Source organism: Chitinophagaceae bacterium, assembly GCA_016717285.1.
In the GTDB taxonomy this organism is placed as follows: Bacteria; Bacteroidota; Bacteroidia; order Chitinophagales; family UBA10324; genus JACCZZ01.
Window position 1 is genome coordinate 2300422 of record JADKFU010000005.1, and the last position, 20510, is coordinate 2320931.

A 20510-nucleotide genomic window follows, 5' to 3' on the forward strand; every position below is an offset into this window, starting at 1 on the left:
ATTCTGGCAACAAAATTACATTTCCATTTTCAGAACAGTTCCGGATACGGTTTGTAAAATGCATTACAAATCTGCCACTGCCCAATCTACCATGTCATACACTTCCTGGTAAGCATTCAGCATTTTTGGTCCGCGCTGGTGTCCCAGCCTTACAATTACCATGTGCTTATCAGGAATACAAATAATCCATTGTCCGTTGAGTCCGCGGGCGTAAAAAATATTGCCACGTTCAGGCATCAGCCACCATTGATAGCCATAATAATTGGTTGCTGCTCCGGTTTCATCCGGCAACCCGACAGGCAGCAAAGATTGTTTAACATAGGCAGCAGGAACCAACTGCTTACCACGCCAGTTACCCTCATGTAAATACAAATCACCAATGCGTGCAAAATCACGTGCATTGGTATTAAAGCAGCAATACGCCTTTTCAATTCCACCTTCGTGATCAAGCGACCAGAGCGCATCGTGTTCAGCACCCATCGGTTTCCATAATTTTTCAGACGCATATTCACTCATTGATTTCCCGGTAGCAGCTTTTAATACCAATGATAATAATTGCGTATCACCACTCCTATACCTATAATCTTTGCCCGGACTTCCCTTCAACTTCAATGATGTTACTTGTCCATAAAGGTCAGTTCCGTAATAACCCTTTGTAGTTTGCGACATCAATCCTGAATAACTTTCATCCCAATCGGAATTGCTGCTCATCATAAGCAGTTCACGAATAGTGATAACATTCATTTTGGGATCCTTAAAATCTTTGATATAATTCCCGATCGGATCATCCAGTGATTTAATGCTGCCATCATCCAATGCAATACCCGTTAAAATACCGATGATAGATTTAGAGCAGGAAAATGAATTCGATAATGAATGATCATTATAACCTTCCCAATATTCTTCAAAGCAGATCGAATCATTTCTTATAACAACAAAAGCAACACTCTTAATCGAATCCAGTTCCCGTTGAAGTGCTTTAGAAGGCTTTATCGTATTATAATTCCTGGACAGCGGCCATGGTTGCGGCATACCTGCTTTAACTGTACGGTTAGAAAATAACTTGTAATCGTCGATATCTACATAATTGTACAGAATTGCTTTGTAGAGATAATTATTTCCTGTTATAGTAGTGATGCAAAAAACAATCGCTTCCAACGCCACCAAAGAAATAATAATCCATTTCCACTTCTTCATTCGTCTTCATTAAATAAATGAGCGTTGAACAATGTTGCAAAATTTGCTTTCAAATTGCTTTTAACTTCTTCCATATCCAGTGGTCTACCCAATTCTTTCTGCATGGAAGTAACACTCTTATCGGTAATGCCGCAAGGAATAATGTAATTGAACAGACTCAGATCCGTGTTAACATTAAATGCAAATCCATGCATGGTAACCCAACGACTGCAACGAACACCAATGGCGCAAATCTTTCGCGCCCTTGACGGACTTTCCGGCTCCAGCCACACGCCTGTTTCACCTTTTGAGCGTCCGGCTTCAATGCCATAGGTTCTCAAAGTGAGTATAACAGATTCTTCCAATAGCCGCAGGTATTTTCCGATGTCTGTAAAAAAATAATCGAGGTCAATAATAGGGTAGCCGACAATTTGCCCGGGACCATGATACGTGATATCACCACCGCGATTGATTTTGAAAAATGAAATATTCCGTTCGCGCAATCCTTCCTCATTGATAAGAAGATTTTTCATGGAACCGCTTTTCCCAAGTGTAAATACATGCGGATGCTCGCAAAAAAGAAGGTAATGTTTGGGTTGGTAGCTTGCATCCGGATTTTTGCGTTGTTCAATTTTCCGGTTGATAATGCCGGAAAACAAATTTTCCTGGTAGTCCCAGGCTGCCTGGTATTCAATGCGGCCCAGATCGCGAAACTGAATAACCTGCTTCGCGGCTGTTTCAGTTTTTATGGCATCCATTACTGCTTCTTTACTTTCCATTGGAAATTAGGTTTCGGCGTTAACACGAATTTATAGAAACTGGTTTAGAACCCACTAACATTTAATTAAAGGGTTACAGCTTGCTTAAAAAAACATCCCCGCCTGTTTTCATCCTACAAGCGGGGAAGTAACCAAATTAAAAACCAATTTTAATTCGCCAATTCTGTTTTCAGGTATTCAATCACATTCACTTCTACGGGATCTACTTTTCTGATTTCTGCGAGAAAGTAGGAAACCCAGTCTCCGAGGTGAATCAGGTACAACGATTTTTCAATGATGCTGTCGCCCTTTGAATACACTTCAATAATGTTAGGTGTGTATTGAGAGATAATGTTCTTTGCGATATTCATCCGTTGCTGAATTCTTGGATAGTCCGTATCATTTCTTAGCAACACAACAGCATACTTTCCTGGAGCTCTCCATCCTACCAGTTCATTATGATTCATTTCAGGAATCACATGGTGCCAGCAGAGTACTTTTGAATTTTCGTTCAGTTGCTGGCGCCAGCGCATGGCCACAGCTTCCATATTGGCAGCACTGTAGATCACAGTCATTTTCTTATTTAACTTTTTAGCAATCGACTTGGCTAATTTCAGGATGCGTTTCTGCTCTTTATCGAGATGTGAAATAGCCTCTTCAATGCCCACAATAAATCCATTGTCGATGAGATTGTAATACGCCAGGATAAATAATTGCTGCATAAATGAATAGGCCAGGCACGAACGCGGTGGCATGCCTCCGGGAATAATGATGTAATCGAGGCCGGCGGTTTTTGCAATCGAGAGCATGGAACCACCTGAGGTAACACAAACGATTTTACAATTTCTTTTGATGCCGTCTTCCATCGCATGCAATGTTTCTTCTGTATTGCCGGAATAGGAAGATGCGATCAGCAATGTGTGTTCATCAGCAAATTCAGGAAGCATGTAATCCTTACAAACAACAAAAGGCAATTTCATCTTTTCAGAAATCAATTCAGCTACAAGATTCGCCCCGATACCGGAACCACCTAAACCCGCCACCACCACATTCCTGATTTCCTTGTGCCGTGGTGACAGCTTCACATTTTTTCCGATTTCTATGGCTTCTGCCATCTGTTTTGTAAAATTCGCTATCAGATTATCCATCATAATTTTATTAATTTTAGTTACAATTTCAATTCAATGAGTAAACATAATGAATTGGGTGTAAAAGGTGAAATTTTAGCACTCGAATTTCTTGAAAAAAAAGGGTACACCATGCTGGAAATCAACTGGCGTTTTGAAAAAACAGAAATTGATATCATTGCCCGCTATCAGCAGACACTGGTAATTGTAGAGGTAAAAACCCGCACCGGTAACCATTTTGGCTTTCCTGAACAGGCAGTGGGTATTGACAAACAACGAAACCTTGCTATTGCAACGGAGGAATATTTGGAAAGGAATAACCTGGATATGGATGTGAGATTTGATGTGATTTCCATCACTTTTAAGAATGATCAGCCGGAGATATTTCACATTGAGGATGCGTTTTTTCCGTATGAATTATAAATAGGTAACCCTTCCAATTGAACTACTATAAATATTGACAACCACCCTGTAACGTTGCTTACTAAAATCGTTTTTAAACAGGATCTGATTATGAGTGAAATCCGTGAAAATAAGATCATAAAATAAAACTGCCTCCGTGATACACAGAGGCAGTTTCATATTCCGGCAAAAAATCAATTTTAATTCACACGTACTAATTTCTTCCAAAGCAATGTATCTCCAACAGAGAATCTTACCATATACACTCCAGCTTCCACAACTGTAACCGGATAAGTATAAGTGCCGGCTTGCTGATTTTTGCCATCAAGTAGGGTTACGATCTTCTGTCCGAGTGAATTCCACAATTCAATATTTACAGATGCAGCTTTCGGCAAAGTGTATTCAATTACTGCCTGGCTGCTAAACGGATTAGGATAGATATTCACATCAAAATTGTATTGCAGATCATTGATACCAACGTTCAGAATCGTGATGATTTCCGTGGTGGTAATCGTACAACCTGAAGCATCTGTTGCAATAAGTGTGACCGTGTAAGTTCCACCAGCTGCATATAAATGAGTCGGATTCTGCTGCGTAGAAGTTCCACCATCTCCGAATGTCCAACTCCAGGAGGTTGCGCCTGAAGAGTTACTGTTAAAGGAAACAATATCATTTTCATAAACAATCACCGGTGAATAATTGATTGCCGCAGCAAGAATTGTCACGGTCACTGTTTGATTCACAGTGTCGCAACCGTCTGTTCCGCAGGCAATCAACTGCACTTCATAATTACCAGTAGCTGTATAAGTATGACAAGGATCATTTTGTGAGGAAGTGTTGCCGTCTCCAAAAGACCAGGAGACCGAAGTAGCGGTTGCAGGTACAGAATCATTAAAGCAAACCTGTCCTTCACACTGATATGCTGCATTGAATGAAGAACAGTTATCCTGATCAACATTTACTGTAAGCCAAACGGTATCTACAGGATTATTGGGATCATTGCTGGTAACCACAACGTATTCGGTGTAGGTGCCATCCGGAAGGCCTTCACTGTTTACCGTCACATTAATTTCCTGGGAGGTACCTGGACTCAATGTTCCGTTTCCTGTTGGATTCAGAGAAACCCAATCATTTACCAGCATTGAATTGATCCAGGACATGGTGTTGCCCATTGTTGTGCCGGAGTTATTATCTATCGTCTTATAATCAAATCCAAGATAAACCAGATGACCATAACCGATACTTTCATATCCCACAACAGTTTCTCCTAAATAAGTGATCAGATCATTTATGGGGGAAGTAAGATTGAGAGAATGCGAATTTTTTGGTCCGTCCGCTATTTCACTCCCGAGCGATTGTGTTATCGGATGTGTTGTATTTACCACTTGTAAAGTCTGGTTAGTGGCAACAGCACCATAAGTACCTGAAAGCAATCCTGTGTTAAACAAGCAGCTTACTTTTGAAGAGCTGGTTCCGCACAAGATCACAGTGCCACCATTATTAATAAAGCTTTGAAGCGGTATTGAAAAATTCAGGTAATCACTTGGTGTACCAACAGCTTTCGCCATCAGGCACACATTCTTACCCACAAGTGCGGCCGCCAGATCTTCAGCATTGGTAGTATTTATTTCCTGAATACTGGTTGCTCCCGGATAATAAGTGTTGATCGCGCTGATAGTATTAAAATAAGTTTCAAAAGTCTCCACTCCATAGGTTATTGCAAGGATATTTGGCTTGTCACCCTGAAAATTATATTCATGTTCCTGCACATCATATGTTAAATCACCGGCTCCGCTGTTGGTGATGGTAAAAGGCAATGTTGCCGTTGAGGTGTTGCAGTTGAGGTTAAAGGTCAGGTTACTCGGATTCACCTTTATAATAGGCGCGGCTTGTACAATAACTGTTTTAATTACAGTATCTGATCCTCCGCAATTGGAAGAAATCAATTGAACTGAATAACTGCCAGTGCTGGCAAAAGTGTGCGTAGGATTGGGTGAAACTGAAGTGCCGCCATCACCAAAATCCCAGGCGAAATCGATAGGATTGTTGGTGGAATTATCTGCAAAATTTACTGGTGCACCATAAGCCGGATTGCTGCTGCTGAGGGTAAAGTCTGCAACTGGTGTAACAGTGCCACCAATCACTGAAGTATAGGATGCTGCATAACCGCTGTTTGTTTGTGAGCTGTTAGAGGTCCAGGTAATGAACAGCTTTCCGGAGGTACCGGTTACAGAAGGATATGGGAATGGAAAACCGGATACACTTAGCAGCAATGGTGCGGATGCATCTACTCCATCATATACTTTCAGGAAATCGCTGTTGGCCTGAGAAGCAAATGCAGAAAAATTAAGTGTGATGCTTCCCGCGCAGGGTGGTGAAATCAGCATGGTGCAATTCTCATTGTTCTGATAGTTTCCCAATGGTCCACCGGTATCGTAAAAAGTTCCGCTCGTAAGTGACACTGTTGGAAGATCGCATACATTAAACTCAGGATCAACAGTAATATAATCAGGTTTCACAATGGTGTGCGTTCCAAAAGCATTGGTGACTTTCAGTGTTACATCAAACGTTCCCACCTCGTTGTATACAATGCCTGTAGGATTTTGCGCTGTGGAAGTTGCCGGAATTCCACCTTCAAACTGCCATTCCCAGGATGTTGGAACATTCACGCTGAGATCAAAATAATTAACAACACCACCGAAATTAACATTAGTAACGTCGGAAGTAAAATCAGCAACAGGTGCTACACTGGACGGCTCAAAAATTACAGAGTAGTCTTCCGTTTGACCGAATTGCGATGAATAACAGGAGCCGGAAATAGTGTTCACGTTTTTATCGTCCGTAATCCGCATCCGCAAAGGCACATTTAATACAGCACTTGTTGGTGTATAAATGATGCCGCCATGAATATCAATTACGGCATTGTCCTGATAGATCAGCTCATTGGTTTCATTAAAAACACCATCACCGTTGTAATCAAGCCAGACGCGAAGGTCCTCACTTTTACCGGGTCCGGTATTGATTGTTAGTTGAACAGGATCACCTGCAACAAGGTGTGTAAAATCAGAACAGGAGAAATCCTGATATCCTTCCGGGCTACTGCCAACACTGATATTATCAATCTCATTCATCTTCACTTTAAAGATGCCAAAACCGGTTGATGGCTGCGTGGTTACAGGAGTACATGATGCAGCAGTTGGCTGACCTACATTATCAATGGTGATGTAATCAACTTTTACCAGTGTATCTGAGGTATTGCACAATGCTAATCCATTTACGATTAATGTTACTGTGTATACGCCAACGGCACCATAAGTATGTGACGGACTCATTTCGGTAGAAGTATTTCCATCGCCGAAATCCCATAAATAACTGATTCCGTTTAAACTATTGTTTACAAAGGAAACAGGAACAGTAGCCGTGCAGAAAGAAGTTTGAGGCGCTGAAAAAATCGCAGTCACCGCATCATTAAACGGACCGCCCACATTTACACCATACCAGGCATTTACCGTTTGAACGGCCTGGTTCGAGCAATCTCCAAAAAGATCCTGCGCAGCTTGTAAAGAAAGATCCCGTAAATCAGCATATTGCGAATTGGGTGTCAGGTAAACTGTGTTTGCACGAAAAGCAATGGCACCGGCATCAATAAGCCCTAAACCTTCCACAAAATAAGAGTTACCTACATCATTCACTCCTTCTCCTCCTTCGGTAAGCAGGTAATACCAGAAATTGCCCACGCCACTTCCTGAATGTACCTCCGGACAATTAGACCAGTACAAACCACCATAACAATCCGGATTGCTGAATTCATTCGGGTTGGCCATGTTCCTGATAAGGTAATTGAACTGATCGCCCAGGTACCAGCTTGAGTTCGGGATATTGAGAAAACGGATCGTAACTCCAAAAATATCAGACATTGATTCATTGATGCCACCAGGCTCGCAGGAATAAACAAGTCCTGACGAATTTTCCGTTACACCATGTGTTAACTCATGGCCGCAAACTTCAAGCGATGTGAGCGGTGTTACGCCCATACCTGCATCACCATCCAGATAACTCATATAAGTTCCATCCCAGAATGCATTGATGCCACCACCGGCATGCACCAGGCTTTTCAGTTTTTGATTGCCCGCTCCGTCCACCGATTTCCAGTTGTAATTGTTATTATAGTAATCGTAGGTAGCTTCTGCACCAAAATGTGCATCAAGCGCATAAATATCAAAGCCACCATTGTAGTTCCAGTTCTTGCTGGAGCCTGTGAAATCATTGCCTTCAAAAGCATTAAAGGTTTCGATTCCTGCTCCCCGTGTATATTCACGCAGTCTGAAATTATTGGTAGCAAAACTGTCAGAAACAATTGGTTGTGTACCGCAATAAGCTGTTACAGCCGTTCCCGGAACATCCGTTTCATGAATGCGTGATTCTGTTTTAACAATTGAACCATTCTGAGCGTCTACATAAATCCATTCACGTTTCCATGGATCCTTTGAATAAACATCACACTTATATACCAGGTGATAACTTCCATCCATCGGAAGGATCATCAGCTTATTATTATCCGTTTCCTCCCGCTCATGCCACCATGCTTTCGCATTCATTGAATTGCACGCAGATTGATAAGCTTGTGCTGCGGTGATAGCAGGTGTGGTGGAAATGGATATGCCATTATACCATTCTCCATTGGCAGACTTTACACGGTCGCCTTTTGCGTGAATGTAATACACTCCATACTCGACTGGCACTCCTTTATAATGCTCACGGTAGCGGGTATGGGTGAACCCAGACTTATCACTGAATTGCTGGTACTGCACCAGATCGTTGGCAGCTGGTAATTTTAATACCTGGTTTTTCAACCAGTCCTTTGCAGTTGCAAGAGGAATAAATTCGTTTTCATTCAAACGAATAAATGAAATAGTGTTTCTTTTTTCGTTTACAAAAACCTGAGAAGCTCCTTTATAAAAAGGGGTGGCCGCTGATCCTGTATAGTGTTTATTGGCCTGCTGCGCAAAAGCGGAGAATGAAAAAATGCATGCGAATGTCAGGAATGCGGGAGTAAGGAATCTTTTCATGTAAAATTGTTTATGGGTTATGGGTCTAAATTTACTGATTCGTTCATCCTAAACAAATAAAGTTTGTGTGTAGCATGAACTAAGAAGATGGTATAGTGTACAAAATCATGGTCTGAGACAGTAAAAAAATACGTAGTGCTGCATATGATTTTATTGCTGAATGGTGAGATTTGATTAAACAGATCTCTACATTATTGGAGTGATTGACTGGAAAAGATTTAAGCAGCATTACAACATGAATAACATAAACAACATAAACAATATAAACCCTTCAAACCCTACAAACCCTTCAAACCCTTCAAACCCTTCAAACTCTTCTCCCCTCCTCCTTCCTCCCACTCAGCAAATACAACACCGCCATACGAATGGCGACACCGTTTTCCACCTGGTCTAAGATGATAGAGTGTTTGGAATCTGCAACGTCACTTGTAATTTCAACGCCACGGTTTATTGGTCCGGGATGCATGATTACGATATCTTTTCCCACTTCATCCAATAGTTTTTTATTCACGCCGAAGTAGAGTGCATATTCACGAAGTGACGCGAAGTATTGAATCTCCTGTCTTTCCAGTTGAATGCGCAGAATATTGGCCACGTCACACCATTCAAGTGCCTTACGAACATCATATTCCACCTTCACTCCTAAGGATTCAATATACATCGGAATTAATGTAGGCGGACCAGCTACCATCACCTCAGCTCCCAATTTTTTAAGGCAGAAAATATTTGAAAGTGCAACACGAGAATGACGAATGTCGCCGATGATGGCAATCTTCTTCCCTTCCACGGTGCCCAGTTTTTCTCTTATCGAAAACGCATCGAGCAATGCCTGTGTCGGGTGTTCATGTGTGCCGTCGCCGGCATTGATAATGCTCGCGTTGATGTGCTGCGACAGAAAAACAGGTGCCCCCGCGCTTGGATGCCTCATCACCACCATATCCACTTTCATGGCGAGAATATTATTGACGGTATCAATAAGTGTTTCTCCTTTTTTTACTGAAGAACCTGAAGAAGAAAAATTAATAGTGTCTGCTGATAATCTTTTTTCCGCCAGTTCAAAAGAAATTCGGGTTCGTGTTGAATTTTCGTAGAAAAGATTGACGATAGTTGTATCACGTAAAGAAGGCACTTTCTTGATCGGACGGTTGAGCACTTCTTTGAATTCATCTGCCGATTCGAAAATAGTTTCAATGTCCTCACGCGTGAGGTATTTGATGCCCAGCAAATGTTTTACACTCAGTGCATTCATGATTCGTTGGGTTTTGCCGGTACAATCCAGATACGGTCAGCGCCTTCACTTTTTTCCCAATCCACTTTTACTCTTTCAGAAGTGAGCGAATCTATCGTGATGCCAATGTAATCAGGTTGAATGGGAAGCTGCCGTGTAAATCTCCTGTCCACCAGCACAAGCAATTCCACTTTTGCAGGTCTTCCGAAATCAAGTAAAGCATCCATTGCAGACCGGATGGTTCTTCCTGAAAACAATACATCATCAATGAGTACCACGTTTTTATTTTCGGTAGAAAATTTAATGCTGGTAGCTTTGGGAATCAGTTGCTTCTCCGCGGTACGATAATCATCGCGATAAAAAGTAGGGTCAATAATGCCATAGAGAATTTCATTGCCGGTAATCTCTGTGAGCCGTCTGTGAATGCGATCGGAAAGATAGATGCCACGTGGCTGCACCCCAATGATAGCAGTATTGGAGAAATCTTTCTGAGTTTCTATGAGCTGAAAACAAAGCCGGTTAAGCGTTAGAAGGAATCGTTTGCTATCAAGGATAATCCGCGGCTGCAAGCTGTGATAAGTTTTGGCAAATATAGCACTTCGATTAAGACATAAGCAAGATAGTTTGAGAAGGATCAAAGCTGAATTTCCTGAAAGCTTCTCACAAGGCCGAAAATGGGTTCGATATGTTTTGAGTAATTCGCTCCATCATTAAATTATTCTTGAAAAGATTTGATTAGATTTTAAAATTAAATGATTGTATAATGGAAATTTCCTCCATCTAAAATCATATGAATGTCCCTATCGGGACAAAATGCGCACGCATAAAATTTCTACCAAAAGAATGTCCTTACGGGACATAAAACAATTTATTCAAACTGAATACAAACTAAATAAAGAGCCAGCTTCACTCCGGCTTCGCCGCAACCATTTAACCATTTAACAATTTAACCATTTAGCCATGTAGCCATTTAACCATCTAACCATTTCACTTTTCAACGTAACCACTTTCAATTATCAGCAATAATTTTTACTTTAGTTCCCGCGAAGCTATTTCGCCTGTATCATTTTATATCCTATCTATGAATCACTGGAGCGAATATCCGTTTGTCCGTATTCTATTTGCATTTCTTGCCGGACTGCTTACCTGCATCTTTTCACCAGTTCACTTCCCCGACTGGCTTTTACCTGTGATGGTTTTACTGGTTCTGTTCATTCATATTTCTTCGCGAAGCAAGACCATACGACTGTATAAATATGCAGCCTTTATTGGATGCATTTTCCAGTTGACTGCATTTGTATTTGGCAATGTGCTTACCCATCACAAGATTGACCAACATGATTCAGATCAATTTGTTTATAAAAGTCCTAAAGCAGGATTCTTCGTGGTAAAGATCACAGAGCCACCCATCGAAAAAGAAAAAACTTATAAGATATTGGTTTCCGTTTCACAAGCTGTGGACTCAGTATCTGCAACACCAACATTTGGCAGGTCAATCTTATATCTGAAAAAAGACAGTGCCTCGGCGCATCTTCATTATGGCGATCTGTTAATGGTGAGAAACAACTTTCAATCCGTAGCGCAGCCATCAAACCCTGATCAGTTTGATTACAAAAAATATTTATGGTACAGGGAAATTTATGCAACCGCTTTTTTGAACCGGGAAGATTGGCATTTATTAACCGGCAAGTCTGTAAATCCGTTATTTCAATTTACATTTTTGTTACGCGATTTTTCCATCAAAGCGCTTCAAAATTATATTCCCTCAGAACGGGAAGCAGCAGTGGCCGAAGCATTGGTCATCGGATTCCGCGATCACATGTCAATGGAAACAACACAATCATACACCGCTGCCGGCGTGGTGCATGTGCTGGCAGTCTCAGGACTGCATGTGGCCATTGTTTTTGCACTTCTTCATCAGTTATTATTTTTCCTTAACAGGAAAAAACACGGCAAGCTTATTCAAGCAATCATCATCCTGGCTGCTATCTGGATATTTACCATGGTAACAGGCCTGTCGGGATCGGTGGTTCGGGCTTCCACTATGTTTTCATTTATCACGATCGGAAAAAACATGAAACGACCTGTGAACCTGTTCAATATTCTTGCATGCTCTGCTATGGTGATTTTATTGATTGATCCGTTGCTCGTAATGGATGTCGGTTTCCAACTCTCCTATCTCGCTGTGCTTGGCATTGGCACACTCAATAATTATATAGATCGGTGGCTGCCAAGGGAAAATAAAATAGTGGATTATCTGTGGAAGATGGTGGCAATGTCGCTTGCCGCGCAGATTGCAACACTTCCTCTCACCACCTATTACTTTCACCAGTTTCCCGCTTACTTTCTGTTTGCAAACATTGTTGTAATTCCCATTGCCGGCATCTTACTCTATCTCGGCATTACATTGATTGCTCTTCAATTTATAAGTCCATTGGCAACCCTTCTTGGCAAAGCCATCAACTTGATAACGTACCTTATGAATGAATTTATTGAACATATTCAAAAGTTGCCCGCAGCCTCTATCCACCTTCCTGAAATAAGTCTCTTACAGTTACTGCTGTTCGGTGCTGTTATCATACTTATCAGCAGGTTCTTCATTACGGGTGCAAAAAAATTATTCTTCGCAGGCATGATCTGCACATTGCTATTTATCACCTTTCATTGCGTAAATGTTTGCGAGCTCCTGCAACAAAAAACATTCACCGTATATGATTTCAGGAAAGCCGGAGTCCTCGAGTTCAGGTCGGGCAATTCGGCTGAATTGTATAAATGCGCAGGAATTATTTCTACTCAGGACTCAGCTTACCTGGAACAGCATTGGCGGTTAAGCAATATTGTTCCGATAGTCAATGCTGACCAAAAAAAGGATTTCAAAAAGAAACTCCATCCACAATTCTCAAACTGTTGTTCATTCGTTCAATTTTACAATTACAGGTTAGCCATTGTAAACAGTCCGTTTCAGGTTCAGCCAAAAACAAAAAAAATAAAAGTAAACGCTTTGCTGATTTCAGGGAATCCTTCGCTACATCTTAAAGACGTGTTACCGTATTTTGAAACTGCCCACATTATTTTTGATACGAGCAACAGTCCATATCACGTAAACAAATGGAAGGAAGAAGCCAGCCAACTTGGATTTGCAATACATGATGTTGCAACAGAAGGTGCATTTGTGCAGCATATTTGACTGATCACCTACTTCAAAAATCTTTGACTCACCGGGCGAACTGTTACATTGTTAAATTGCTACAATCCTACATTTTAAAGTGTTTGCAGATTCGGAAAGTCATCCTGACCATTAAACAATTTAACAATGCTTTAATAAAACATGAACCTTACGAAATCGACGAGGTTCTAACCGAAGTATTACATTTGCGAAACAAGCCACCCCATGAACTTTTTATTCGTAAAAACCGAAAAACAGGACAGACTGTTTTATATTATTCTTGCAAGGCCTGAGAAAAAGAATGCATTGAATGATACCGTTGTCAAAGAATTGACCCACGCATTACAACTTGCCACAGACGATGATGAGGTAAAAATTATTATTCTGAAAGCGGAAGGTGATGTATTCAGTGCAGGAGCAGATCTTGAATACCTGCAACGCCTGCAAAATTTTTCTTACGAAGAAAACCTGGCAGATTCCACCTTACTGAAAACACTGCTGCTCAAAATCTATACGCATCCCAAAATCGTGATTGCGCAGGTGGAAGGTCATGCTATCGCCGGTGGTTGCGGACTTGCGGCTGTCTGTGATTTTTGTTTCTCAGTGCCTGATGCTAAATTTGGTTATACAGAGGTAAAGATTGGATTTATACCTGCATTGGTAATGGTATTTCTGTTAAGAAAAATCAATGGCGCAAAAGCAAGGGAGTTATTGTTTACCGGGAAGTTGGTTACTGCTGCTGAAGCACTGTCCTATGGCCTGATCAATGAAATAATTCCCAAAGAGGATATCGGGATCACTGTAAAATCTTTCGCTATTAAACTTTCTGAAGAAGCATCTTCCCAATCATTGGCAGCGACAAAAGAAATGATGCAAAAGGTAACGACGATGGAACTTGATGATGCATTGAACTATGCCGCTGAAATGAATGCCAAAACACGGAGCAGTGATGATTGCAGGAAAGGCGTTGGTGCTTTTTTGAAGAAGGAGAAATTTAAGTGGTGATGGGGCAATTGTTTAATTGTTTAATTGTTTAATTGTTTAATTGTTTAATTGTTTAATTGTTTAATTGTTTAATTGTTGCGGCAAAGCCGGAGATTATTTTCGAGAAGAAAATATAATTGCAGTGACATTACCTCATATGCTGTATTACGTTATTAATTTTTCCAATTGTTGTTGCAATTTTTTCTGATTGGTTTTTTCAAAAATTATTTCTCTGCATCCGTTGAAAGTTGCAAATGATTTCAGCTTTGCGGCAAAAGCAGTCAGCATTTCATCGTCCTGGTGAATGCCAGTTTCAAACACGAGGTTTCTTACATAAAAAATCTTTTCTGCCCTGTCCGCTTTGGGATCCATACGTGCGATAAAATGGTCGCCGAACAACACGGGAAGCGTGAAGTAGCCGAATTTTCTTTTATGTTCCGGCAGATAACATTCAATAGTATAATCAAAATTGAATAGCCGCTTCATGCGTAAACGTTGTATCAAAAGATTGTCAAAGGGAGAAAGAATATGCACTTCTTTTTCATTTGTTGCTTCGAGAGATTTAATAGCTGTTTTTGCCGGTCCATAAAATTTCGTTTGCTCATGACCTTCCAGTTTCCATTCGATCACTTGTCCTTCCTTCAGCATTTTACGCACTGCTTTGTTTATGTAATCACTCCAGCCACCACGCTGGTAGTGCATTTCTTTTTCCGTAAGAATGCCATGTGCACGCACGGATGTTTCCACCAGATGCATTGCATATTCCATTTTGGTTGGGAAACGAGTATTGACATCGGAAGGCAGAATGTTTTCAGCAAGGTCATATACTTTCTGAAAACCTTGCCTGTGACTGACCATCAGTTTTCCTTCCATAAACAATTGTTCGAGCGCGCGTTTCGCCGGCTTCCAGTAATACCAGCTTTGCCGGCTTGCTTCCGTAGTTTCAAAATCCTTCGACTGCAAAGGTCCTTCCCGTTTTATTCTGCTCAATACGTGCCGCTTTACCTTTTTGTCCTGCTCAAACCAATGCGATTTTCCCTTCGCATATGCCCGCTTCCTGATCAATGAAAAACGATAGTCTTTCATTGGCAGAAAAGAAGCCGCATGTCCCCAGTATTCAAAAAGTTTCTTTTCACTGAGCAATTCACTCAGCCAGCTACTTTTAAATTCCGGTATGCGCGACCAAAGCACATGGTGGTGCGCTCTTTCAACAACTGATAAAGTATCAATCTGTACATAGCCAAGGTGCTCAATGGTTTTGAGCAGATCACTTTTTGTGCGCAGTTGCTGTCCGGTCAACCACTGGCTTTCAATTGCTGTGTTTGCTGCCCTGGCTATGGAAATCTCGCCTTTCATGCTCATACTTTGATCGTTGCTAAGATAACAGGTCTTGCTTTTTGCGTATGTTTTTAATTCTTTGTCAGCGATTATCGCTATCAGAATTCAGAAAATTTCAGGGGGCCGTTCTAAATGGGGACATCTGCTGATGAATGCGAATGGCTTTCAACGAATAACGGATGCCTAACAACAATGAAATAAAAGCGCCGCCTGCTATCAGCGGAATGTTCTCCGCCATGATGCAGAAATCATAGGCACCATGGAGTATCACAGCAAACAATAAACCCTGCAGCTGAAGAAAAATAGCATTGTTTTTAAACTTTGCAAGTCCGACATAATAACCCATTATCACTCCGAAGGTGGCGTGAGCAGGAACAGCCGTAAACATCCGGAGCACTGCGTTTCCCATTCCATACTGACTCACATAGAAAATATTTTCGAGTGTGGCGAAGCCCATTGCCACCATTACGGAATAAGTAATGCCGTCAAATGGTTCGTTAAAATCTCTTTTCCTGAAAGCATAGATCCGGAGCATAAAGAACTTTGAAAATTCCTCGCTCCCACCTACCACCACAAAGGTGAATAAGAAAGTTCTGAGTGTTGCATTCATTACCGGCAACTTAGAGCTACCGATATCTTCTAATAAAATGGCGGGTAAAATGGCAATCATGCCAAGGATAAATGAGAATATCAGCAATCTTCTCGGCTCACTGTCAAATTTATCTTTCCAATAAACAAATATTGCAATGGCAAGTCCCGGCGCGATTGCCATTCCCAGTGTCAGGTACGGGATCATAAATTAATTTGTGAAAATTTAAACAGAATAAAGGGATAATAAAAATCAACCAGATGGATTTGACGCTAATTCCGCCAGTAAAAAATGCCGGAAATATTTCCGGCATTCCTTTATTTGTTCAACTTCAGAGGATGTCAATTTATCAAAAGCGTCTCAAGCGACGTTGCAGCTCTTTGCGTGCAAAGAATATTCTGCTTTTAACAGTTCCCAATGGAATGGAAAGGTGAAAGGCAATTTCGTGGTATCTGTAGCCTTCGAAGTACATTAGGAAGGGAACACGAATGCTTTCATCAATATCAGCTAAAGCACGTTCAATCTCTGTCATTCCAAGCTTCACCTCACCGTCATTAACAGTTGTTTTAGCGAGTGTGTTGATGTAAAACTGATTTTCAGTTTCATCCGTTACAGTCTGGCGTTTGGCCTGGCGACGATAGTTGTTGATGAAGCTATTCTTCATGATCGTGTACAACCATGCTTTCAGATTGGTATCCATCCTGAACTTATCTCTATTGAGAAGAGCGCGATACAAAGTTTCCTGAATAAGGTCCTTTGCATCTTCAATATCCTTTGTCAGGTTATAAGCGAACGAATAAAGCGACTCGGCTGCTTGTTCCACCTGTGTATCAAATTCTAAAGTTGACATGTTGAAGAGTTGTATGTTTTAATCACTAATGAGAAGCAAAGATAAAACATTTTGTTTAACTTTTATGCTTTTTCGTTAAACATTATATTTTGACGCTTCCAATTACACAAATAGCCGAAGAGGCTGGTACATTTTCATACTATGCGAATCACTAAAAAAACGACGTTTTTACAACCTTCCTAAAAAAACGAGAAATCCCGTTAAAACGACGTTAAAGCATTTGTTTAACATTCTGATGCTTTAATTATACAGCAAATGAGTCCTCAAACTGGCACCGCAAATGGTTTTAAAGGGTTGCTTAAATAGCATTACGAAACAATCCGGATGATATTGGAAAGCAATAATATATGGAAGGAACGCTGGTATTTAGATGTGTAACGATGATTCGCCCATTTCAGGATGATACACCTGCCCAAATAATAAGCTATTGGTATTACATGCCTGCGGAGGCAAATGAGGCTTCAAAATTTCAATTCTTAAACTGATGCTTATGGGTGAAAGTCGAAATGAAAGAGCGGCAGAACATTATAGGTTCAATAATGAAACCGGCGATGTGCCTGCAACCCACCACTCCTGCCTACTGATTATCAATAATTCCCTTTAAGTCACTGATTGCATTAATCAATTGCACATTACGAGGAGCTTTAATTGTATTTGTGCAAATAATATAGCCGGATAAAAAGATCTTGCATTTCGGAAATAATTTAGCAAGCTTTGAAACATACCCTGAAAGTTCAACAGGTGCCGGAAAACTGGTGAAAATACTGTACACCTGATTTGGTTTAAATACACTACTCACCTTTTCAACATCGCGCAGCGGAACATTTTGTCCGAGGTACATGATATGGTGCTGCTTTTTCCTGAGCAAATAATTGAGATACAGCAACCCCAACTCATGTAACTCTCCTTCCGGTAAATAGAGCAATGTTTTGCTTACTGCACTGCTCCTGACCACTTCCAAGCGGTCAATTGCGACAATCAACTTTTGACGGATGAGGTTGGATATAAAATGCTCCTGCGCAGGATTAACTGAACCGGTTTGCCACAGGATGCCAATGTTCCGCAAAAAAGGAAATACAATTTGCTCCATCGCAGCTTCAAAACCTAAATGGGCGATGTTGATGCTGATCACTCTCTCAAATTCAGATTCGTCAAGTTCTACCATTGCAAGGGTGAGCGCATCCACCTGGTTAGGAAATTCAAAATTAGTGGAGGTAATGGAACGCACTTTATCTTCAATTTCAGCCTGCTTCATTTTCGCAACCTGCGAAATTTTAAATCCGTTCCTGTTTAACAACGATATATTCAGCAGCAATGTGAGCTCATCATCATTGTACTGCCTGATGTTTGTGTCAGAACGTGTTGGCTTCAGCAGTCCATACCGTTGTTCCCAGATACGGATCGTATGTGCTTTAACACCGGACAGCGCTTCAAATTGTTTGATGTGATAGTTTGCCATTCACGCTTTTATTTAAACAATTTTCTTTTCACTTAACATTCAACAGAGGCCTCTATGCAATATCCATTCACTTGAAAAACTTTTCGAAAGATGATGATTTATAAATTAGCCAGCGCCAAAACAGTGGTGATTGCAGTGCAACAGACTCTTATAAATGATGGGATAAACAAAGAATCAGGTAAATTGTTTACCCGGCACTTTTTTATGTACAACTAAACGGCCACCGTATGCAGATCAATTTTCATTTCATTCACCTGCAGCTACAGCAAACCAAACGTGTCAATCTTTGCAGACAACTATTTTCATTGTTTGCTGCCAATTTTCGCATTCAACTTTTAACAGGTAACTACCAGGGGCCACATTAGAAAGATCAGCAGTGGCCTTATCGTTTTCATATTGAATCTTAACAGGAAGCAGAAGGCCTGTTAAATCAATCAGCTCGGCATGAATAATTCCCGCAGGTAAGCCCTCCAGGTTCAAAACGTCCGCGGTTGGATTCGGAAATACTTTCAGTGCTCTTTCAGAAAAATCAACAAGAAAAATTTTTAAAGGAAGTGTGGTGAATTTTTTGATTTCACTGTTGGCAGATATCAGTATTACGTTGGTATCGCACTTGGATTGAATGTACCATTGATAAGGAGTGTTTATTGAAAGATCATTCAACACCTTGCTGTTGCCGGATGCATTTACTGAACTCCAGCTTGAATCGTAAGCGGACTTATAAAAAACTTTATATCCTGTTGCATTGGTAGCATTTCCCCAGGTTAACTTTGCACTCGTTTGAGTAATATTTTTTGTCTTTAATGTTTTTTCTGTTGGTCTGGCACAGGGCGTCCATTCGTAACGGTGAGCACGATAGATCACTCCTTTCTTACTTTCATTCAAAGTCATTTCCCACACAATATTACCCAGGCTATCCACTTCTGTAATATTCGGAGATCCCTCGCCCAATTCACTGCCTGCATAAATAGATCCCCAGTTAATAAGTGTATGACCGTCAAAAAGTCGTTGTACATTTCCCATCGCATATCCTTGCACGGATTCTCCATCGATGTAGGGATGCGCGTAAGACCAGATCAACGAAGCAGTTTTATTCACTTCATCAAGTTTGTATTCTTTTGCAAAAGATATCTTGACAGGATGATAGTTTCCATTATCATACATCGTTATATTGCCATTGGCAATCCGCCGCACATCGTGCTGATAGTTGAAACCAAGTGTATCATTCAGAAAAACAAATTCATTCTTAACGCCTCCTAACCGCCACATCATCTCACCGGTTTCCCTGTTAATTTTTATCGCCTGGTCAAGTTTACGGCAGGACAGTAAAATATTACCATCAGTATCCAGATCAATAGAATTAGCATGCACATAATCTATAATACTGAAAAATAAGGCTTCGTGCAAGGCTTCCGGAATGTCAATGTAGTCCCAGCTTCTCCATTCAAATATTACATTCTTTGCTGTATCAAGCTCTTGTACAATAGCTCCTATCACTGTTGCCTGATCGCTGTAATCAGGATCGTAGACAGTCATGTCAATGGTTTGATAATCGAGACCAATCATAAATGAATGACCATCAGGACAGGCAATGAAATCATGCACATCTGTTATATAGCCGTTTCCAACTTTATAACTATTGATCATGTTGAATGAAGAGTCCTGCATCTGGTAACTCTGCGTGGTTTCATCGTAAAATGTGATATACCCATTTCTGTTGATGTCGAAATTAAGTCCTTTCACCTGCGATTTCTTTCTGTATGGAAATTGACCATCGCTTGTCATAATTGCGACTTGTTCAATTGGCGCTCCCAACAGGCTTATCGTATGATAAAATATATCGCCCTGCGCGGGATCTGTATTCACATTAATTTTGAATGGCGGCGGTGTCAATGAGGTGTTGTCAAAACCTTCTTCTTCAACTACACCAAAATCTTCACGCAACATTTGTTTCCTGAACATTTCAAATTGTTTGGCTGATTCATTCGATGGAGCCGGTCGTGTATGAAAATGGAAATTAAATCCTTGCAGTATTTCGCCGGTAATCGTTAAGATTCCTTTACGCACAGCTACGGATACTTCTTCATCAAATTCGAATGCCACTAAAGGAGTAAGCAATATAGTTTTGCCATCGTCTGACAACAGACTGCTTACTATGTGTTCACCGCTTTTTGATCCGTATATCCTGAAAATATTTTGTTGCTGTATAGAAGCAGGATCAATCAATCTTCCGTCTCTCAGGATAATATTCCTGCTCGTTTGCTGAAGTATTGATCCGGGTTTGGGAGACACATAACTAAATTGCGCGATGGCAGTATAAAAAAATACAATCAATAAAAGATGCAGGAGAATTACTTTCTTCAT

At 40.8% G+C, this 20510-nt stretch carries 14 protein-coding genes; 3 read left to right on the forward strand and 11 right to left on the reverse strand.

The genetic code is table 11. From position 1 onward, the window contains the following. Positions 1-63: 63 nt before the first annotated feature. The 3 genes from IPO83_19060 to IPO83_19070 all read right to left on the reverse strand — a co-directional run bounded on the left by IPO83_19060 (position 64) and on the right by IPO83_19070 (position 3085). Positions 64-1197 carry a serine hydrolase gene (locus IPO83_19060; GenBank protein ID MBK9733358.1) on the reverse strand — a complete coding sequence of 378 codons (1134 nt, stop codon included), beginning with the start codon at positions 1195-1197 and terminating at the stop codon, positions 64-66. Then, positions 1194-1955 (reverse strand): lipoyl(octanoyl) transferase LipB, encoded by a 762-nt coding sequence (gene lipB / locus IPO83_19065; protein MBK9733359.1) that lies wholly within the window; start codon positions 1953-1955, stop codon positions 1194-1196. The genes IPO83_19060 and lipB overlap by 4 nt, the downstream gene beginning before the upstream one ends. A gap of 149 nt (positions 1956-2104) precedes the next feature. Further along, positions 2105-3085 (reverse strand): bifunctional phosphoglucose/phosphomannose isomerase, encoded by a 981-nt coding sequence (locus IPO83_19070; GenBank protein MBK9733360.1) that lies wholly within the window; start codon positions 3083-3085, stop codon positions 2105-2107. Positions 3086-3118: 33 nt separating this feature from the next. Here IPO83_19070 and IPO83_19075 point away from each other — a divergent pair, with 33 nt between their 5' ends. Beyond that, positions 3119-3484 carry a YraN family protein gene (locus IPO83_19075; GenBank protein MBK9733361.1) on the forward strand — a complete coding sequence of 122 codons (366 nt, stop codon included), beginning with the start codon at positions 3119-3121 and terminating at the stop codon, positions 3482-3484. Positions 3485-3663: 179 nt separating this feature from the next. On the opposite strand, the gene IPO83_19080 is transcribed toward IPO83_19075, so the two are convergent. The 3 genes from IPO83_19080 to pyrR form a co-directional block, all read right to left on the reverse strand. Next, a complete protein-coding gene (locus IPO83_19080) occupies positions 3664-8532 on the reverse strand; it encodes a PKD domain-containing protein (GenBank protein MBK9733362.1) in 4869 nt (1622 codons plus the stop codon). Between the two features lie 307 nt (positions 8533-8839). After that, positions 8840-9781 (reverse strand): aspartate carbamoyltransferase catalytic subunit, encoded by a 942-nt coding sequence (locus IPO83_19085; protein ID MBK9733363.1) that lies wholly within the window; start codon positions 9779-9781, stop codon positions 8840-8842. Next, the gene (gene pyrR / locus IPO83_19090) at positions 9778-10329 is read right to left on the reverse strand and encodes a bifunctional pyr operon transcriptional regulator/uracil phosphoribosyltransferase PyrR (GenBank protein ID MBK9733364.1); all 552 of its coding nucleotides are present in this window, start codon (positions 10327-10329) and stop codon (positions 9778-9780) included. Before pyrR ends, IPO83_19085 begins: the two co-directional genes overlap by 4 nt. 512 nt (positions 10330-10841) lie before the next feature. On the opposite strand from pyrR, the gene IPO83_19095 reads away from it, so the two are divergent. Together IPO83_19095 and IPO83_19100 are read left to right on the forward strand one after the other, a co-directional pair. Next, positions 10842-12947 carry a ComEC family competence protein gene (locus IPO83_19095; protein MBK9733365.1) on the forward strand — a complete coding sequence of 702 codons (2106 nt, stop codon included), beginning with the start codon at positions 10842-10844 and terminating at the stop codon, positions 12945-12947. A gap of 204 nt (positions 12948-13151) precedes the next feature. After that, the gene (locus tag IPO83_19100) at positions 13152-13931 is read left to right on the forward strand and encodes an enoyl-CoA hydratase/isomerase family protein (GenBank protein ID MBK9733366.1); all 780 of its coding nucleotides are present in this window, start codon (positions 13152-13154) and stop codon (positions 13929-13931) included. Positions 13932-14075: 144 nt separating this feature from the next. On the opposite strand, the gene IPO83_19105 is transcribed toward IPO83_19100, so the two are convergent. The 5 genes from IPO83_19105 to IPO83_19125 all read right to left on the reverse strand — a co-directional run bounded on the left by IPO83_19105 (position 14076) and on the right by IPO83_19125 (position 20510). Beyond that, on the reverse strand, positions 14076-15266 hold the full coding sequence (locus IPO83_19105) for a YcaQ family DNA glycosylase (protein ID MBK9733367.1): 1191 nt from the start codon (positions 15264-15266) through the stop codon (positions 14076-14078). A gap of 97 nt (positions 15267-15363) precedes the next feature. Next, on the reverse strand, positions 15364-16020 hold the full coding sequence (locus IPO83_19110) for a PrsW family intramembrane metalloprotease (GenBank protein ID MBK9733368.1): 657 nt from the start codon (positions 16018-16020) through the stop codon (positions 15364-15366). Positions 16021-16186: 166 nt separating this feature from the next. Beyond that, on the reverse strand, positions 16187-16687 hold the full coding sequence (locus IPO83_19115; GenBank protein ID MBK9733369.1) for an RNA polymerase sigma factor: 501 nt from the start codon (positions 16685-16687) through the stop codon (positions 16187-16189). 577 nt (positions 16688-17264) lie between these two features. Continuing rightward, on the reverse strand, positions 17265-18146 hold the full coding sequence (locus IPO83_19120; protein ID MBK9733370.1) for a MerR family transcriptional regulator: 882 nt from the start codon (positions 18144-18146) through the stop codon (positions 17265-17267). 279 nt (positions 18147-18425) lie between these two features. After that, positions 18426-20510: an aryl-sulfate sulfotransferase gene (locus tag IPO83_19125; GenBank protein ID MBK9733371.1), complete on the reverse strand. Its 2085-nt coding sequence runs from the start codon at positions 20508-20510 to the stop codon at positions 18426-18428.

What these genes read in the sequence shown, in the direction of transcription:
- IPO83_19060 (MBK9733358.1), bottom strand. Translation starts at nt 1,197, where the DNA reads ATGAAGAAGTGGAAATGGATTATTATTTCTTTGGTGGCGTTGGAAGCG.
- lipB (MBK9733359.1), bottom strand. Translation starts at nt 1,955, where the DNA reads ATGGAAAGTAAAGAAGCAGTAATGGATGCCATAAAAACTGAAACAGCC.
- IPO83_19070 (MBK9733360.1), bottom strand. Translation starts at nt 3,085, where the DNA reads ATGATGGATAATCTGATAGCGAATTTTACAAAACAGATGGCAGAAGCC.
- IPO83_19075 (MBK9733361.1), top strand. Translation starts at nt 3,119, where the DNA reads ATGAGTAAACATAATGAATTGGGTGTAAAAGGTGAAATTTTAGCACTC.
- IPO83_19080 (MBK9733362.1), bottom strand. Translation starts at nt 8,532, where the DNA reads ATGAAAAGATTCCTTACTCCCGCATTCCTGACATTCGCATGCATTTTT.
- IPO83_19085 (MBK9733363.1), bottom strand. Translation starts at nt 9,781, where the DNA reads ATGAATGCACTGAGTGTAAAACATTTGCTGGGCATCAAATACCTCACG.
- IPO83_19095 (MBK9733365.1), top strand. Translation starts at nt 10,842, where the DNA reads ATGAATCACTGGAGCGAATATCCGTTTGTCCGTATTCTATTTGCATTT.
- IPO83_19100 (MBK9733366.1), top strand. Translation starts at nt 13,152, where the DNA reads ATGAACTTTTTATTCGTAAAAACCGAAAAACAGGACAGACTGTTTTAT.
- IPO83_19105 (MBK9733367.1), bottom strand. Translation starts at nt 15,266, where the DNA reads ATGAAAGGCGAGATTTCCATAGCCAGGGCAGCAAACACAGCAATTGAA.
- IPO83_19110 (MBK9733368.1), bottom strand. Translation starts at nt 16,020, where the DNA reads ATGGCAATCGCGCCGGGACTTGCCATTGCAATATTTGTTTATTGGAAA.
- IPO83_19115 (MBK9733369.1), bottom strand. Translation starts at nt 16,687, where the DNA reads ATGTCAACTTTAGAATTTGATACACAGGTGGAACAAGCAGCCGAGTCG.
- IPO83_19120 (MBK9733370.1), bottom strand. Translation starts at nt 18,146, where the DNA reads ATGGCAAACTATCACATCAAACAATTTGAAGCGCTGTCCGGTGTTAAA.
- IPO83_19125 (MBK9733371.1), bottom strand. Translation starts at nt 20,510, where the DNA reads ATGAAGAAAGTAATTCTCCTGCATCTTTTATTGATTGTATTTTTTTAT.